This window comes from Pseudomonas sp. TE3644, from assembly GCF_056278815.1.
The window spans coordinates 2,777,338-2,793,255 of the sequence record NZ_JBWBQF010000001.1; the positions used below are offsets into that span (position 1 = coordinate 2,777,338).

The following is a 15,918-nucleotide window of genomic DNA, read 5'->3' on the forward strand; positions in this document are numbered from 1 at the left end:
ACCACCGGTGCAAGGCCTGGCACTGTGGGAGCAAAGCTTGCTCGCGATGGCATCGCCGCCGTGGCCCTGAAAAACCGCGTCGCCTGCATCGCGGCCAAGGCCAGCGCCTACCGCAAACAGCGTAGGAGCCGACGCACCCGCCAGCAACAGATTAGACGGGCTGTTTGAACTCGATATAACCCTGAGTGATCAAAAAGCCGGGATCCGCCACAGCCCCCACGTTGATCAGTTCGCAATAAAGGTCACCTGCGCTGTCATAGGCCTTCACCTGCAAGGTGCCCGAGCTGAACTGCTGCTTCACCGCCTGCGAATGATGCTTGAGGTACCCCTGCGCCTCGCCGCCGGCAAAGTCGTAACTGCCCTCACGCGCAGGGAAGATGACGTTGAAATCCCAGTCACCCGCGTCAGGGTCACGGTAGACATCGATCCGCGCATCTGCGTCCTCGACGAACCTCATGTCTGTGAGCACAACGCGCCCCTCGCCGCTCAAATTGCCATCCAGCGTGACAATGCCCCCAAACACAGGGTTGATGGCGCCTGATTTTTTCGGCGTTTTATCGGTCATGAATGCTCTCCCGGCCTGGGTGAATGAACGTAGGCCGAGTTCATCTGACCACCGCCCCCATAAGCCGCGATACTGTCAGAACCTGCAGCCACAGGGGCAGGTAGACACCGGCGTCACGTAGCGGTAGCTTGACCCGCCTTTTGTTCAAGAGTCTGGTTTGATGATCGCCCATGCCGTTCAGGAAGAAGTCCGTGCCCGCCTGCGTAGCGCCGAGCACGAGCATGCCGTCAAAGTACTGCTGGCCGTGGAGTCAGGCAGCCGCGCCTGGGGGTTTGCCTCGCCCAACAGCGATTACGACGCCCGCTTCATCTACGTGAACACGCCGCAGTGGTACCTGTCGGTGGGCCTGGAGGAGCAACGCGATGTGATCGAATACCCCATCGTCGATGAAATGGACATCAACGGCTGGGATTTGCGCAAGGCGCTGCGGCTGTTCTGGAAGTCAAACCCCGGCTTTGTGGAATGGGTGCAGTCGCCGCTGGTGTATGAACACGCCGGCAGTTTCCACGCCAGGGCCAAGGCACTGTTGCCGCAGGTCTATTCGGTGGAAAGCGGCATCTATCACTACCGCAGCATGGCCAAGACCAACTACCGCGGTTACCTGAAGACTGACCTGGTACCGCTGAAGAAGTACTTCTATGTGCTGCGGCCGCTGTTGTCGGTGCGTTGGCTGGAAGCGTTCAACGCGCCGGCCCCCATCGAGTTCGAACGCCTGCGGGTGCTGGTGGACGAAGAGCCGGGACTGCAGCAGGCCATCGACGACCTGCTGGCGGTCAAGCGCGTATCGCCGGAACTGGGGCTGTCGCCGCAGATTGCGCCGATTCAGGCGTTCGTTGAGCGCGAACTGGAACGCCTGGAGCACCTGAAACCGGCACGCACTGATCGTCGGGAAATAGAGCCCCTGCTGTCAGACCTGTTCCGCACCGTACTGGCCGAAACCTGGGGCTGACAGCCTGCGTTGTCAGCACTCAGGCAATCGGAATCAACGGATCGGCTGCCGCCCACGCCGCGTCACGGTCAGCCGCCGGCGGGTAGATCCACACGGTGTTGATCTGTGTCTTGAGGGCCTTGGCCTCTTCGCGCACCAGTTTCACCTGGCGGTCCCAGCCTTCGGTGTACACCGCGCCCCACGCGCCCAGGTCCAGGCAGGTGACGTACTTGGGCTGGCGGTACGGCAGTGGCGCCACGCCCAGTACATCGGCGGCCACGTTGTGACCGCTGAAGCGGCCCAGCATGATGGCGTGCTGGCAGGTCATCAGGGCGTGGTTGCCCAGGTCGTCGCTGGCCGTGTGGGCCACGTCGCCGGTGGCGTAGATGTCGTCCTGGCCAAGCACTTTCAAGTTGGCGTCCACGTGCAGGCGGCCGAGGGCATCGCGCTCACCCGGGATGTGCGTGGTCAGGCCGTGGGCGCGCACGCCGGTGGTCCAGATGACGGTGCTGGCTTCGATGCGCTCGCCGCTGTCCAGGGTCACGCCACCGGCGTCCACTGAAACGACTGAGGCCTGCAGTTTCCAGGTCACGCCCAGCGCGTCGCTGGCCTGGGCGATGGTCTCGGCGATCTGTTCGCCCATGGCGCCACCGACTTTGCTGCCGCGGTCAACGATGATCACTTCGACCGCCGCCTGCTGGCCGAGGATGGTGCGCAAGCGCGCTGGCATTTCCGTTGCTGTCTCGATGCCGGTGAAGCCGCCGCCGGCGACCACCACGGTATTGCGTGCGCGGCTCTCTGGCTGGCTGGCCAGGGCTTTGAGGTGGGCCTCCAGGCGCATGGCCTGCTCGATCTGGTCCACGTCAAAGGCATGCTCGGTCACGCCTGGGGTGTTGGGCAGTGCCAGGCCGCTGCCGGTGGCCAGTACCAGCTTGTCGTAGCTGCACACCTGGTTGGCGCCGTGGGCGTCAGTGTAACGCACCAGTTTGTGCGCTACGTCGATGGATTGCGCAGCACCCTGAATGAACTCAACGCCCACGGCGTACAGCAATTCGCCGACCGGCGCTGCCAGGCGGTGCGCGTTGGGCTCATAGAAACGTGGGCGAATACGCAGTTCCGGCTGCGGCGCCAGCAGGCTGACGCGGGTGTCGTGGTGGCCATGCTGGTTGAACAGGCGCGTAGCACCCAGGGCGGTCCATACACCGCCGAAACCGGCGCCAAGGATAAGAATGTGCTGTTGCATGTTGCGCTCCCGATGGGCAAGTGAGGCGCCTGTGCTGCGCCTCGATAACTACGACTATATTGATCGTAGTTTAATTTGGCAATCCCCCGCTCATCGGACAGGCTGCGTTGCTGGTGGCCATCCACGTTGCTAGAATGGCGACTTGTTCAGTCGGAGATAGCCCCATGTCGCTCTACAGCGCGGGCGTTGAATACGGCATTCATTGCCTGATTTTCCTGGTGGGTGCCGGTGGTGACAGCCGCGAGGCCAGCGTGCGTGATCTGGCCGAGCTGCAAGGCGTGCCGCAGGATTACCTGGCGAAGATCTTCACCAAGCTGGCCAAGGCCAAGCTGGTGGCGGCCACCGAGGGAGTGCGCGGCGGTTTTCGCCTGGCGCGGCCGGCGGATGAGATCAGCCTGCTGGACGTGGTGAATGCCATCGATGGGCGCAAGTCGATTTTTGATTGCCGCGAGATTCGCGGGCGCTGCGCGCTGTTTGATGGCAGCCCGCCCACGTGGGCGCTGGATGGGCCGTGCGCCGTGCACGGGGCCATGCAGACGGCGCAGCAGCGCATGGAAGAGGCACTGGCGCAGCAGACCATCCTGGATTTGGCCCGGCGGGTGTCGCGTAAGGCGCCGGCCGAGTTTGGCGGGCAGGTGGATGAGTGGATCGATGGGCGGCGGGATCGCAAGATTCAGGCAGTTACCCTGTAGCCGCTGCCGAAGGCTGCGCTGGCCTGCGTGAACACTGGAGATCTCCAGCGAGGTACAGGGCCAGCGCAGCCTGGCGGCAGCGGCTACGGGTTTTACACGCGGAAGCGGCGCAGTACGCCGTCCAGTTGTTGGCTCAGGGCCTTGAGCTGCGCACTGGCGCTGTTGGACTGCTCGGCTGCCAGCGCGGCGTTGCGTGACAACTCCGCCGCCTGGGTGACGTTCTGGTTGATGTCCTCCACCACGTGGGACTGCTGCAAGGTGGCGCTGGCGATCGAGGCATTCAGACCGTTCAGTTTATTCAGCGCCTGGCTGATCGAGGTCAGGCTGCGCCCCGCCAGGTTGGCTTGCTCGATCGTCAGTTGCGAAGCGCGGCTGCTGTCGCCGATCACCTTCACCGCCGCGTCGGAATGACGCTGCAAGCGTTCGGTCATGGCCTGAATTTCGGCCGTGGATTTCTGCGTGCGCTGGGCCAGCAAGCGCACCTCGTCCGCCACCACGGCAAAGCCACGCCCCTGTTCACCCGCCCTCGCCGCCTCGATGGCCGCATTGAGTGCCAACAGGTTGGTCTGTTCGGCAATCGAGCTGATCACCTCCAGCACGCTGCCGATCTGCACGCTTTCCGTGGCCAGGGTGCGGATCACTTCCACGGCCTGGTCGATGGTGCCGGACAACTGGTCGATCTGGCGCAGGCTGCTGTCGATGTTGGCCTGGCCACGCTGGGCCTCCGACTCGGCGTCGCGCATTTCGCTGGCCGCATGCTCGGCATTCTTGGCCACGTCCTGCACGCCATAGGTCACCTGGTTGACCGCAGTGGCCACCAGTTCCATTTGCTGGGACTGCTGCTGGCTGCGCACTTGGGCCTGATCGGCGTCGACTTCCAGTTCGCCCGAGGCCTGGCCCAGGTGCGTGGCCGATTGCTGCAGGTCGCTGACCACCTGGCGCAAGGTCGTGACAAAGGCGTTGAAGTGACGGGCCAGTTGCGTGATCTCGTCACGGCCCTGCTCTTCCAGGCGCCGGGTCAGGTCGCTGTCACCGCTGGCGATCTGCGCCATGGCCTGCACGGCCGCGTTCAACGGGCCGATGATGCTGCGGGCGATCAGGGTCAGCAGCGCGGCCATGATCAGGATGATGCCGGCGGTAATCGCCACGGCCTTCCACAGCTGTTGGTGGAACTGGGCTTCAACGTCATCCACATACACGCCCGAGCCGATGACCCAGCCCCACGGCGCGAACAGGCTGACATAGGAGGTCTTTGCCACCGGGTCGCTGGCGCCGGGCTTGGGCCAGCGATAATTGACGACGCCGGCGCCCTGGGCCTGGGCCACCTTGACCATGGCGTTGAACACCTCGACGCCGTCGGGGTCTTTCACCCGCGACAGGTCCTGCCCCACCAGCTCGGGCTTGGCCGGGTGCATGATCATTACCGGGTGCAGGTCGTTGATCCAGAAGTAGTCGGTCTGGTTGTAGCGCAGCCCGCGAATCGCCTCGATGGCTTGCGCTTGCGCCTGGGCACGGCTCAGGGTGCCGGCGCTTTCCAGACGCTGGTAATAGTCCAGCAGGCCGCTGGCGGTCTGCACCACGTGCATGGTTTCCTGGGCGCGGGCGTCGTACAGATCATCGTGGATCTGCTTGACCATCGCCGCCGCCATCGCACACAGCATCAACGCCGCCACTGCCAGGATCAGCCACAGACGCCCGCTGATCGTAAGGTTGCGCATCTTCATGTCCGCGACTCCTGCTTTGCTTGTAGTTATTGGCAAGGCATCGGCGCGGGGGCGGTGAACTGAAGGGTGGGTCCGGGAATAGGCAGAATTGCCCTGCAAACCGTGGGAGCGGGTTCTACCCGCGAAGGCCGCACCGCGCAGGTCCAGAAGAACGGCGGTGTCCCATTCGCGGGCAGAGCCCGCTCCCACAGAGGTCTGTGTGTTACCGGTCAGGCGTTTTCGGCGGCGATTTCGTCGGAGGCGGCCACGTAGTCGGCCTGGAACTGCGGCGATTCGATCCAGGCCAGGGCCTGGGCTTCGTCGGCGCCGGCCGACCACTGGCGGTATTCCAGCAAGGCGGCGAGGATGAAGTCCATGGCGCCTTCGTCACCTTCCTGTTCGAACACCAGCACCAGCAGCGGGTGCGACAGGAACGCCTTGCACATCGCACGCTGGCTGATCGCTTCGGCGTCGCGCATCTGCTTGAACAGCTCGGTGAGGTCCACCGATTCAAAGTCGATGCGCTGATCGTTCGGGTCCAGTTCTACATCAGGGGCGACGGCGCGCTTGACGCGGTTCTGCTTGGCCTTGGTCTTGGCGCGCGCGGCGCGTTTGTCTTGCTTGTGGGTGGAGGCCATGGGGCGCTGTTCCGTAATGCGGGAAAAACGCCCATGTTACCGCAAGCGGGGGGCCTGCGGTCAGAACAGCGATATCGGGTAGCTGACAATCAGGCGGTTTTCGTCGAACTCGTTGGTGCTGTAGTCGCGACGAATGCTGGAATTGCGCAGGCGCACGTTGAGGTCCTTGAAGGTGCCCGATTGCAGGGTGTAGGCGATTTCGCTCTCGCGGCCCCATTCCTTGCCGTCGGTGATGGTGCCGGTGTGCACGTTGCTGCCGCTGATGTAGCGGTTCATCAAGGTCAGGCCAGGGATGCCCAGGGCGGCAAAGTTGTAGTCATAGCGCAGCTGCCAGGAGTGCTCCTGGGCGCTGTCGAAGCTGGAGTTGTAGGCGTCGTTGGCCAGGGTGCCGCCGCTGGTGCCGTTGACGCGCATCCAGGCGTTCTTGCCGGTCAGTTTCTGCAGGCCGACCCACAGCGTGCCGCCGCCGTAGCGGGCCGAGAACATGCCCGACATGGTGCGGTTATCGAGGTCGCCGTCCAGGGCCGCGCCGTCTTCCTTGCCCCAGAAGTAGCCCAGGTTGGCGCCCAGGGTCCAGTCGCCCACGGCCTGGCTGTGCAGCAGTTGCACGTATTGCTGCTGGTAGATGTCCTTGAGCTGGGCGTTCCAGACGCCGACCAGGGTGTGCTTGTCGTTGAAGGTGTACTCGCCGCCGGCAAAGTTGAAGCGGTCGGAGGTGCCGGTGGTGTTCCCCTGCATGGACATGTCGGTCATGCTCGAATCATTGCGCGGGCTGTTCTGGCGGAACTGGCCGCCGTACAGGGTCAGGCCGGCGATTTCCTTGGAAGTGACCTGCCCGCCCTGGAAGGTTTGCGGCAGCGAGCGGCCATCGTCTGAACGCAGGATCGGCAGTACCGGCATCCACTCGCCCACCTTCAGCTCGGTCTTGCTGATGCGCATTTTGCCGGCCACGCCCAGGCGGCCGAAGGTGGACGCCGGGTCGCCGTCCTTGTCCACCGGCAGCAATTGCGAACCGCCGGTACCGCCGCCGCCATTGAGCTTGATCGAATACAGGCCCAGCACGTCGACACCAAAACCGACCGTGCCCTGGGTGAAGCCCGAACGGGCGTCGAGGATGAAGCTCTGGGTCCACTCCTCCGCCTGGTTCTGCGCCAACCCCGGGTTGGTGAAGTTGCGGTTGAGGTAGAAGTTGCGCAGGTTCAGGTTGACGGTAGCGTCATCGACGAAGCCTTCCGCCATGCCGTCCAGAGGCAAGGCGGCCATCAGGGCCAGGGTGCTGACAACACGCGGGTTGAAGGTCTTTTTCATTGTTATTGTTTTCCATTTGTGTGCGGCAAAGGGGCTCCGTGCGCCCTGTAGACAGGGCGCCGGAGGTGAAGCAGAAAGGGTTGCGGGGGGGATCAGGCGGCTGGGCTGGCGGCCAGTGCCTGGCCAGCGCGACGCTTGGCCACGCCGTTGAGCAGGATCGCCACGGCGGCGAAGAAGGCCGGCACGCCCAGCATGGCGAACAGCGCGGGCAGGCTCAGGCCCATGCTCAGTACCGCGCCGCCGATCAGCGAACCGAAGATGGCGCCGAAGCGGCCGATGCCCAGCATCCAGCTGACGCCGGTGGCACGGAAATCGGTGGGGTAGTAACCAGGTGCAAAGGCGTTCAGGCCGGTCTGCGCGCCGCTCATGAAGAAGCCGGCGGCGATCACGCCCACGGCCAGCAAGCTCGACTCCAGGCTGAAGGCGCCCAGCAGCAGGATGCATGCGCCGCCCAGGGCGTACGAGGTGGCGATGACGCGGTTGGGATTGCGACGGTCCATGATCCAGCCCACGACGATGGCGCCCACGGTGCCGCCGATCTGGAACAGGCCGGTGATAGTGGCAGCGCGTTCGATCGGCAAGCCGCCGTCACGCAGCAGCGTCGGCAACCAGCCCATGGTCAGGTAGATCACCATCAGGCCCATGAAGTAGGTGGTCCACAGGGCCAGGGTGCCGGCGCGGTAGGTGTCGGTGAACAGCTTGCTGATCGGTGCCTTGTTCTGCGCCGGTGGCTCGCTGAGGGTGAACACGGTGTTGGCGTCGAAGTTGCCGCCCAGCTTGTTCAGCACCCGGGCGATATCGGCGGCCGGGGCGTTGCGGCTGGCCAGGAAGCGTGGCGACTCGGGCAGCAGCAGCCACAGGAACGGCAGCAACGCCAGGGGCAGCAAACCGCCCACCAGCAGCACTGACTGCCAGCCGTGCAACGGAATCAGCCAGGCCGCCACCAGGCCACCGCCACCCGAACCCAGGTTGAAGCCGGTGAACATCACGGTGATGAACAGCGAGCGGTTGCGCTGTGGCAGGAACTCGGACAGCAGCGTGGTGGTGTTGGGCATGGCGGCGCCCAGGGCAACGCCTGACAGCAGGCGCAGGCCGGCCAGTTCCCAGGGGTTGCGGGCAAAGGCGCAGGCCAGGCTGAGCACGGCGAACCCGGTCACGGCGATCAGCAGGATTTTCTTGCGGCCCAGGCGGTCGGCGTAGGGGCCGGCGGTCAGGGCACCGATGGCCAGGCCGATCATGCCGGCGCTCATCACCGGGCCAAAGGCGGCTTTGGTCAGGCCCCATTCCTGGGTCAGGGAAGGTGCAATAAAGCCCATCACGGCCACGTCCAGGCCATCGAAAACCACGACCAGGAAGCACAGCACCATGATCAGCCACTGGTAGGAGCCCACCGGCCGAGTGTCGATCCACGCTTTGATGTCGACGGCGTCGTTACGCATAGTTGTATACCTTGTTGTTTTTGTAAGGTTGCCGTGGCCTCTATGGGCCATCGGTTTGCAGCAGTGGAACAAACTGTACGTGGAGAGGTGGCTGGGGCGCCTGCGGGTTCTGCTTAAGCAGGTATGTGATTTGTTTATCGGGGTGGGACGGGCGTGCCGCTTTCAGTCCTTGGCGAACTGAAAGCGGCGGGTTTGCTGGCTGATGCGCAGGGCGGCGCCCTGCACTGCATCCGGGCATGGCAGGTCGGTGAAGCGGGCGATCAGGCGCACGTTGCTGCCCAGGCTGTGGGCGGTGGGCTGCACCATGGTCTTGAGCTGGTGCGCGACTTTGAAAATGGCTTCGGCGCAGTGGGCGTCGAAGTCGCCGTGCAGTTCCAGGTACTGGCCGCTTTTGTCATGGTGGATCTGCAGGTGGTAGCGCCGTGAGCCGTCGCGCCCGCCGCTGCCCAGCAGCACCGGGGTGAAGCCGCGGCCCAGGTAGGCGCGCAGTTGGTCCTGCAGGGCGTCCTGAACGTCGACCGGCACTTCTTCAATCAGCGGCTTGGGACGGACCTTGAGCTTGCGCTTCATCTTCACAGTGCGCCCTCCACCGTTTGCCACGGCAGTTGCACCGCCACCGGGTGGCTGAAGCCGAAGGCATAGCCTGCCACCTGGGCCTGCACCACGTTGAAGTCGCAGTAGGTGCTGAATGCCGGGAACACGGGGACGGGGGTGTACGGGCCGTCGACTTTTTTCTGGTCCAGCAGGAAGGTCAAACCAAGGTTGCGTATCAGGTCTTTCATCTCCACCTCCGGGCGCAACTGGCGCCTCGGGGCAAAGCTTAAGCGGGGGGCGGATTAAAGGCGGTCAAGGGGATGTAATATTGGGTAAAGATGGGCTGGGTTTTGGGGTGGGCTTGAGGGCCTCATCGCGGCCAAGGCCGGCTCCTACCACGAACGGCGTGTAGGAGCCGACTTTAGTCGCGATGCAGGCGACGCCGTCTCAATCCCGGCGCGGCAGGTGGATGTCCACGCTCAACCCGCCTTCAGGCCGGTTGCTGGCACTGATGCGCCCGCCATGCAGTTCCACCGCCCGCTGGGCAATCGCCAGCCCCAGGCCGAAGCCTGCCGCCAACTGGTCGGCGCCGCGCTCGAAGGGGTTGAAGATGCTTTGCAGGCGGTCCGGCTCAACGCCGGGCCCCTGGTCGGTGATGCGCACATGCAGTGCCTCACTGGCCGCATCAACGCTGGCCACCACGCACACCGTGGTCGAGGGCCGGGTGTAGCGCACGGCATTGCGTACCACGTTCTCGAAACAGCGGTACAGCAATTCACCACTGACCCGGCTGACAAAACTGGCCGGTGCCTGCAACGACACCTGGCACTCCTTCATGCCCGCCTCGAACTGCGCGTCCTGGGTGATATCGGCCAGCAGTTCGATCACGTCCAGCCGCTCGCTGTCCAGGCTCTCGGGGCGGCCCTGGACGCGGGCCAGGGTCAGCAGCTCTTCAATCAGGATGTCGATGCGCTCGGACTCGCGCTCAATGCGCCCCAGCATTTCCAGGCGTTCGGGGGCCTGCAGCAACAGGCCGATGGCGGCGCGCATGCGCGTCAGCGGCGAGCGCAGTTCGTGGGAGATGTCGTGCAATAAATGCTGCTGGGCGTCCACCAGCAGCTTGAGCTGGGTGGCCATGCGGTCGCAGTCTTCGGCCAGGTCGACGATCTCGTCGCGACGGCTGCCCATGATCGGCTTGACCCGCGTCTCGAAACGCCCCTGGGCGACATTGCGCATGGCGCGGCGCAGGTGCACCAGCGGCCACACCAGGTAATAGGCCAGGTACCAGCTGAACAGCGCACTCATGACCGTGCCCACCACCAGCGGGATGGCGTGGCTGGGGCCCTTGCCTTCGGGCGAGCCGGGGTTTTCCGGGGCGCGCAGCCATACCGTGCGGCCATCCTTGTCGGTCACCTGCAGGCTGTACGTGTCCGCCGCCACGGGCTTGCCGGCCAGCAACTGCCCGTCCTGGTCATACAGGCCGATCTGCTTGCCGTGCAGGTCGTCGGCCCACACCGTCAACAGCGGCTTGCCCGCCTCCACGCCAAAGCGCTCGATGACGTGCTGGGTATTGAAGAACACCGTGCCAATCTGCGGGTCGCCGGGGAAGAAGCGGCCCAGCAGCAGAATCGCCAGCCCCACCAGGAAGGTCAGGCTGGTGGCCAGCCAGAAGGCCAGGAACAGCTTCCAGAACAGCCGGCTGGGCCTGATCATTCGGCGATCAACAGGTAGCCCAGGCCGCGCACGCTCTGTATCCAGGCCTTGGCGTCGGGCCGGGGCCCCAGTTTCTGGCGGATGCTGCTGATGTGCACGTCGATGCGCCGGTCGTAGCGGGTCAGCGGCCGGCCCAGGGCATTGATCGACAGGTTCTGCTTGCTCACCACCTGACCCGCGTGCCGGGCCAGCTCTTCCAGCAGGCTGAATTCGGTGCTGGTCAGGTCCAGCTCGCTGCCCTGCCAGGTGGCCTGGCGTTTGCCCGGCCACAGCATCAGGGTACCGGTGCGGATCATGTCGGCGGACGGCGCGTCATGGGGCTGCACGCGGCGCATGATGGCCCGCAGGCGCGCCACCAGCTCGCCCGGTGAGCTGGGCTTGGGCACGTAGTCATCGGCGCCCAGCTCAAGCCCGGTGATCTTGTCGATGTTGTCGCCGCGCGCGGTCAGCAACAGCACCGGCACCTGGCTGCTGGCGCGGATGCGCCGCAGCACCTCGATGCCCGACAGGCGCGGCAGCATCACGTCCAGCACCACGATGCTGTAGCGCCCGGACAGCGCCTGCACCTCGCCCTCCTCGCCCGTGTGCACGGCGGTGGCGCAGAAGCCTTCGCGCTCCAGGTACTCGCTGAGCATCTCGGTCAGCTCCTCGTCATCGTCGACAAGCAATACGGAAATCATGGCGCGCTCTTGAATGAATATCGCTGGATTATCACCGTAGTCCCGATTGCCGTCACCGCCACTTGCGCAACCTTTACCTAACTTGACATTCGGTTAACCGCACCGAACTTCCCGGCCTTTTATGCTTCACCCCCCAAGCCAAGCGACCGCGCGGCGCCTTGCGTCACCGCGAGCCGCGTGCGGTGCGCCTGGGCTGTCTGTCGAAGCGTCCTGGAAGATGTCCTGATGAATGTGTCGCGCCTGCTCTGCACGGCTGTACTGGTGGCCAATGCCACATTGGTGCACGCCGAAGCGTTCAAGATTTCCGATATTCGTGTCAACGGCCTGCAAAGGGTGTCCGCCGGCAGTGTATTTGGTGCCCTGCCCTTGAACGTGGGCGATCAAGCCGACGACAGCCGCCTGGTGGAGTCCACCCGTGCCCTGTTCAAGACCGGTTTTTTCCAGGACATCAACCTGAGCCGTGACGGCACCATCCTGATCATCAACGTGGTGGAGCGCCCGTCCATCTCGGCCATCGAGATCGAGGGCAACAAGGCCATCAGCACCGAAGACCTGACCAAGGGCCTCAAGCAGTCGGGCCTGGCCGAGGGCGAGATTTTCCAGCGCGCCACCCTGGAAGGCGTGCGCAACGAACTGCAGCGCCAGTACGTGGCCCAGGGCCGTTACTCGGCCACCGTGGACGCCGAGGTGGTGCCGCAACCGCGCAACCGCGTCAGCCTGAAGATCAAGATCGACGAAGGCAGCGTGGCCGCCATCAAGCACATCAACGTGGTGGGCAACACGGTGTTTTCCGAGCAGGATCTGACCGACCAGTTCACGCTCAAGACCAGCAACTGGCTGTCGTTCTTCAAGAACGATGACAAGTACGCACGCGAAAAGCTTTCCGGTGACCTTGAGAAGCTGCGCTCCTATTACCTGGACCGCGGCTACATCAACATGGACATCACCTCCACCCAGGTGTCCATCAGCCCGGACAAGAAAAGCGTCTTCATCACCGTCAACATCAATGAAGGCCAGCGCTACACGGTGCGCGACGTGAAGCTGTCGGGCGAGCTCAAGGCCCCCGAAGACCAGGTACGCGCCCTGCTGCTGGTGCAGAAAGGCCAGGTGTTCTCGCGCAAGCTGATGACCACCACCAGCGAGCTGATCACCCGCCGCCTGGGTAACGAGGGCTACACCTTCGCCAACGTCAACGGCGTGCCGGAAACCCACGATGACGACCATACGGTCGATATTACCTTCGTGGTGGCACCAGGCAAACGCGCCTACGTGGACCGCATCAACTTCGTGGGCAACACCAAGACCGACGACAAGGTGCTGCGCCGCGAGATGCGCCAGATGGAAGGCGGCTGGGCCTCGACCTACCTGATCGACCAGTCGAAGACGCGCCTTGAACGCCTGGGCTTCTTCAAGACCGTCAACGTCGAAACCCCGGGGGTGCCCGGCAAGGACGACCAGGTCGACGTCAACTACAGCGTCGAAGAGCAGGCCTCGGGTTCCATTACCGCCAGCGTCGGCTTTGCCCAGAGCGCCGGCCTGATCCTGGGCGGCTCGATCACCCAGAGCAACTTCCTGGGCACCGGCAACTACGCCAGCATCGGCCTGACCAAATCCGAGTACCAGACCAAGTACAACTTCGCCTACACCAACCCCTACTTCACGCCCGATGGCGTGAGCCTGGGCTACAACCTGTTCCTCAACAAGACCGACTACAACGACTACTACGACGACGGCGTGTCGTACTACTCGATCAATAGCTACGGCATGGGCACCACGTTCGGCTACCCGATCAGTGAAACCACGCGCATGACCTACGGCCTGACGCTGCAGCACGACGAGATCAGCCCGGGCACCTACAGCGCCGACGAAATCTACGACTTCATCGAGCGCAACGGCGAGAGCTTCACCAACCTCAAGGCCAGCGTGGCCTGGTCCGAATCCACCCTCAACCGGGGCGTGCTGGCCAACCGTGGCCACTCCCAGAGCCTGAGCTTCATGGCCACGGTGCCGGGCAGTGACCTGACCTTCTACAAGGTCGACTACACCGGGCAGACCTTCCTTCCCACTAGCAGCAACACCTCGATTCGCCTGCACACCAAGCTGGGCTACGGCAACGGCTACGGTTCCACCGACGGCCTGCCGTTCTACGAGAACTACACTGCGGGCGGCGAAGGCAGCGTGCGCGGCTTCAAGAGCGGCACCCTGGGCCCGCGCAGCACCCCGGCCACCGGCACTTACTCGTCGATGGGCCAGGAATACTACTCTGACCGCAGCACCGACTCGCTGGGCGGCAACATCCTGATCACCGGCGGCGCCGAATACCTGTTCCCGATGCCGTTCATCAAGGACCAGAAGTCGCTGCAGACCTCGATTTTCTGGGACTTCGGTACGGTGTACTCGGACAAGTGCTACCTTGCTACCACACAGAACTGCGGCAACGTGAGCCTGGATGAAATGGCCGCGTCGATCGGTGTAGGCGCCACCTGGTACTCGCCACTGGGCCCGCTGACGTTCAGCCTGGCGCTGCCGATCCGCAGCCCGAGCGGCTCCGAAGCCCAAGTGTTCCAGTTCTCGCTGGGCCAGACGTTCTAAAAAATCGCCGCATATTCGTAGCCCCGTGGGAGCGGGTTCTACCCGCGAATGCCGCCCCGGCAAGCCAATGGCACACCGAGGTGGCCTTTTCGCGGGCAGAGCCCACTCCCACGGGGCTACAGCATTTCAGGAGAACCATCGCGTTATGAAAACGTTGCTTGCCGGCGCCATGCTGGCGCTGCTATCGCTCACCGCCCACGCCCAGGACATCGCCGCCCTGCCCGCCGTGCCCGCCACGCAATCGTGCACCGCACTGAAAACCCAGGACCTCACCGCCCTGGGCGGCGCCGGCAGCCACGTCGACAGTGCCAGCGAAAACGCCGGCCAGTGCGTGGTGCTGGCCACCCTGGCCCCCAGCATCGGCGTGCGTATCAGCCTGCCCATGACCGCCTGGACCCAGCGTTACCTGCAGGTAGGCTGCGGCGGCCTGTGCGGCAACATCTCCACCCAGGTCGGCGCAGCCCAAGGCTGCGCCCCGCTGGACACCGGCGCCTTCGTCACCGGTGCCACCAACATGGGCCACGAGGGCAACAGCAGCGAATTCGGCCAGGACCCGCAGAAGCGCGTGGACTTCGCCTACCGCAGCCAGCACCTCACCGCCCTGCTGGCCAAGCAGTTGATCAAGGCGTTCTACGGCCAGCCCGCCGCCTATGCCTATTTCAACGGCTGCTCGGACGGTGGCCGCGAAGCGTTGATGGAAGCCCAGCGCTACCCCGACGACTTCAACGGCATCATCGCCGGCGCCGCGGCCCTGAACTTCCAGGTGCAGAACGGGCTGTACCACGCCTGGCAGGCCCACGCCAACGAAGACGCCAACGGCAAACCGATCCTGGTGGCCGGGCGCCTGTCGTTGCTGCATGAAGCCGTGCTCAAGCAATGCGACGCCCTGGACGGCCAGGCTGACCGGCTGATCAGTGATCCGCGTGCGTGCCACTTCGACCCAGCGGTTATTCAATGCAAGGCTGGGCAAGACAGCAGCCAGTGCCTCACCGCTGCCGAAGTCGGCGCCGTGCGCAAGCTCTACGACGGCCCCCATGACGCCAGCGGCAAGCGCCTGACCATCGGCGGTCCGCAACCGGGTTCCGAACTGGCCTGGGGTGGTGTGTTCGTGCCCATGTCGGCCGAGCAGCCGATCTTCAGCCAGAAGATTGCCCTGGATGCCTTGCAGAACGTCAGCTTTGCGACCAACCCTGCGCGCACCCTGACCCTGGCGGACGCCCATTTCGACCAGGCGACGTTCGATCAACTGCGCACCCTGCACCCGCTGTACGACGCCACCAACCCCGACCTGTCGGCCTTTGCCGGACGTGGCGGCAAGCTGATCATCTGGCACGGCTGGGCTGACCCGCACATCTCGCCGCTCAACAGCCTGGCGTATCACCAGGCGGTGGTGAAGCAGATGGGCCAGGCGCGGGTCGATCAGTTTGAACGCTTGTACCTGCTGCCCGGTGTGCACCACTGCAACGGCGGCGAAGGCCCCAGCCAGCTGGACTTGCTGACGCCGATGATGAGTTGGGTGGAGCGTCAACAGGCGCCGGATGCGATCTTGACCACACAGGCCAACGCCAAGGCGCCGGGGTTCGGCGCGCCGATGGTCCCGCCAGCCGGTGCTTTGAAAGGCAAGCTGCCGCCCATGGGGCCGATGAGCCTGCCGGTGGGCGCGGCTGACCAGGCCAATGCCGGGCGCACGCGGCCGCTGTATCCGTTCCCGTATGTGGCGGTTTACAACGGCAAGGGCGATCCGCAGGTGGCGGGCAGTTACCATCGGGGTGGGCCAATCAGCACGGCGCCGACGCCAGACTGGTTGGGGAATGACTTCTTCAAACCGTACAAACCACTGCCATAACACAATCCCCTGTGGGACCGGGCGAAGCTCGGGAAGC

Annotated in this window: 14 protein-coding genes; 4 read left to right on the forward strand and 10 right to left on the reverse strand. The window is 64.4% G+C overall.

Annotated features, from left to right (window positions below; genetic code table 11):
* Window positions 1–151: 151 nt before the first annotated feature.
* On the reverse strand, window positions 152–565 hold the full coding sequence (locus ACZ9GA_RS12275) for a hypothetical protein (RefSeq protein WP_457362418.1): 414 nt from the start codon (window positions 563–565) through the stop codon (window positions 152–154).
* Between the two features lie 160 nt (window positions 566–725).
* On the opposite strand from ACZ9GA_RS12275, the gene ACZ9GA_RS12280 reads away from it, so the two are divergent.
* The gene (locus tag ACZ9GA_RS12280) at window positions 726–1,514 is read left to right on the forward strand and encodes a nucleotidyltransferase domain-containing protein (RefSeq protein ID WP_457362417.1); all 789 of its coding nucleotides are present in this window, start codon (window positions 726–728) and stop codon (window positions 1,512–1,514) included.
* Between the two features lie 19 nt (window positions 1,515–1,533).
* On the opposite strand, the gene ACZ9GA_RS12285 is transcribed toward ACZ9GA_RS12280, so the two are convergent.
* Window positions 1,534–2,736, reverse strand: a complete 1,203-nt coding sequence (locus ACZ9GA_RS12285) for an NAD(P)/FAD-dependent oxidoreductase (RefSeq protein ID WP_457362416.1) — start codon at window positions 2,734–2,736, stop codon at window positions 1,534–1,536.
* A gap of 164 nt (window positions 2,737–2,900) precedes the next feature.
* Between ACZ9GA_RS12285 and ACZ9GA_RS12290 the strand changes: the two genes are divergently transcribed.
* A complete protein-coding gene (locus tag ACZ9GA_RS12290; RefSeq protein ID WP_457362415.1) occupies window positions 2,901–3,428 on the forward strand; it encodes an RrF2 family transcriptional regulator in 528 nt (175 codons plus the stop codon).
* Window positions 3,429–3,520: 92 nt separating this feature from the next.
* Here ACZ9GA_RS12290 and ACZ9GA_RS12295 read toward each other — a convergent pair whose 3' ends face one another.
* The 8 genes from ACZ9GA_RS12295 to ACZ9GA_RS12330 all read right to left on the reverse strand — a co-directional run bounded on the left by ACZ9GA_RS12295 (window position 3,521) and on the right by ACZ9GA_RS12330 (window position 11,443).
* On the reverse strand, window positions 3,521–5,152 hold the full coding sequence (locus ACZ9GA_RS12295) for a methyl-accepting chemotaxis protein (protein WP_457362414.1): 1,632 nt from the start codon (window positions 5,150–5,152) through the stop codon (window positions 3,521–3,523).
* Between the two features lie 209 nt (window positions 5,153–5,361).
* Window positions 5,362–5,769 (reverse strand): protein-tyrosine phosphatase family protein, encoded by a 408-nt coding sequence (locus ACZ9GA_RS12300; protein WP_457362413.1) that lies wholly within the window; start codon window positions 5,767–5,769, stop codon window positions 5,362–5,364.
* 60 nt (window positions 5,770–5,829) lie between these two features.
* Window positions 5,830–7,077: an OprD family porin gene (locus ACZ9GA_RS12305; RefSeq protein WP_457362412.1), complete on the reverse strand. Its 1,248-nt coding sequence runs from the start codon at window positions 7,075–7,077 to the stop codon at window positions 5,830–5,832.
* 92 nt (window positions 7,078–7,169) lie between these two features.
* Entirely contained in the window at window positions 7,170–8,516 is a 1,347-nt protein-coding gene (locus ACZ9GA_RS12310; protein WP_457362411.1) for an MFS transporter, read from the reverse strand.
* A 162-nt stretch (window positions 8,517–8,678) separates the two neighbouring features.
* Complete coding sequence (locus ACZ9GA_RS12315) at window positions 8,679–9,086, reverse strand: hypothetical protein (RefSeq protein ID WP_457363746.1); 408 nt, start codon at window positions 9,084–9,086, stop codon at window positions 8,679–8,681.
* Window positions 9,087–9,088: 2 nt separating this feature from the next.
* Window positions 9,089–9,298 (reverse strand): hypothetical protein, encoded by a 210-nt coding sequence (locus tag ACZ9GA_RS12320; RefSeq protein ID WP_457362410.1) that lies wholly within the window; start codon window positions 9,296–9,298, stop codon window positions 9,089–9,091.
* Window positions 9,299–9,497: 199 nt separating this feature from the next.
* Window positions 9,498–10,763 carry a HAMP domain-containing sensor histidine kinase gene (locus ACZ9GA_RS12325; protein ID WP_457362409.1) on the reverse strand — a complete coding sequence of 422 codons (1,266 nt, stop codon included), beginning with the start codon at window positions 10,761–10,763 and terminating at the stop codon, window positions 9,498–9,500.
* Complete coding sequence (locus ACZ9GA_RS12330) at window positions 10,760–11,443, reverse strand: response regulator (RefSeq protein WP_457362408.1); 684 nt, start codon at window positions 11,441–11,443, stop codon at window positions 10,760–10,762. The genes ACZ9GA_RS12325 and ACZ9GA_RS12330 overlap by 4 nt, the downstream gene beginning before the upstream one ends.
* 225 nt (window positions 11,444–11,668) lie before the next feature.
* On the opposite strand from ACZ9GA_RS12330, the gene bamA reads away from it, so the two are divergent.
* Together bamA and ACZ9GA_RS12340 are read left to right on the forward strand one after the other, a co-directional pair.
* Window positions 11,669–14,035: an outer membrane protein assembly factor BamA gene (bamA, locus tag ACZ9GA_RS12335; protein WP_457362407.1), complete on the forward strand. Its 2,367-nt coding sequence runs from the start codon at window positions 11,669–11,671 to the stop codon at window positions 14,033–14,035.
* Between the two features lie 145 nt (window positions 14,036–14,180).
* Complete coding sequence (locus ACZ9GA_RS12340; protein WP_457362406.1) at window positions 14,181–15,881, forward strand: tannase/feruloyl esterase family alpha/beta hydrolase; 1,701 nt, start codon at window positions 14,181–14,183, stop codon at window positions 15,879–15,881.
* The last annotated feature ends 37 nt before the right edge of the window (window positions 15,882–15,918 follow it).

Coding starts and splice junctions, on each gene's coding strand:
- ACZ9GA_RS12275 (WP_457362418.1), bottom strand. CDS start 565: ATGACCGATAAAACGCCGAAAAAATCAGGCGCCATCAACCCTGTGTTT.
- ACZ9GA_RS12280 (WP_457362417.1), top strand. CDS start 726: ATGATCGCCCATGCCGTTCAGGAAGAAGTCCGTGCCCGCCTGCGTAGC.
- ACZ9GA_RS12285 (WP_457362416.1), bottom strand. CDS start 2,736: ATGCAACAGCACATTCTTATCCTTGGCGCCGGTTTCGGCGGTGTATGG.
- ACZ9GA_RS12290 (WP_457362415.1), top strand. CDS start 2,901: ATGTCGCTCTACAGCGCGGGCGTTGAATACGGCATTCATTGCCTGATT.
- ACZ9GA_RS12295 (WP_457362414.1), bottom strand. CDS start 5,152: ATGAAGATGCGCAACCTTACGATCAGCGGGCGTCTGTGGCTGATCCTG.
- ACZ9GA_RS12300 (WP_457362413.1), bottom strand. CDS start 5,769: ATGGCCTCCACCCACAAGCAAGACAAACGCGCCGCGCGCGCCAAGACC.
- ACZ9GA_RS12305 (WP_457362412.1), bottom strand. CDS start 7,077: ATGAAAAAGACCTTCAACCCGCGTGTTGTCAGCACCCTGGCCCTGATG.
- ACZ9GA_RS12310 (WP_457362411.1), bottom strand. CDS start 8,516: ATGCGTAACGACGCCGTCGACATCAAAGCGTGGATCGACACTCGGCCG.
- ACZ9GA_RS12315 (WP_457363746.1), bottom strand. CDS start 9,086: ATGAAGCGCAAGCTCAAGGTCCGTCCCAAGCCGCTGATTGAAGAAGTG.
- ACZ9GA_RS12320 (WP_457362410.1), bottom strand. CDS start 9,298: ATGAAAGACCTGATACGCAACCTTGGTTTGACCTTCCTGCTGGACCAG.
- ACZ9GA_RS12325 (WP_457362409.1), bottom strand. CDS start 10,763: ATGATCAGGCCCAGCCGGCTGTTCTGGAAGCTGTTCCTGGCCTTCTGG.
- ACZ9GA_RS12330 (WP_457362408.1), bottom strand. CDS start 11,443: ATGATTTCCGTATTGCTTGTCGACGATGACGAGGAGCTGACCGAGATG.
- bamA (WP_457362407.1), top strand. CDS start 11,669: ATGAATGTGTCGCGCCTGCTCTGCACGGCTGTACTGGTGGCCAATGCC.
- ACZ9GA_RS12340 (WP_457362406.1), top strand. CDS start 14,181: ATGAAAACGTTGCTTGCCGGCGCCATGCTGGCGCTGCTATCGCTCACC.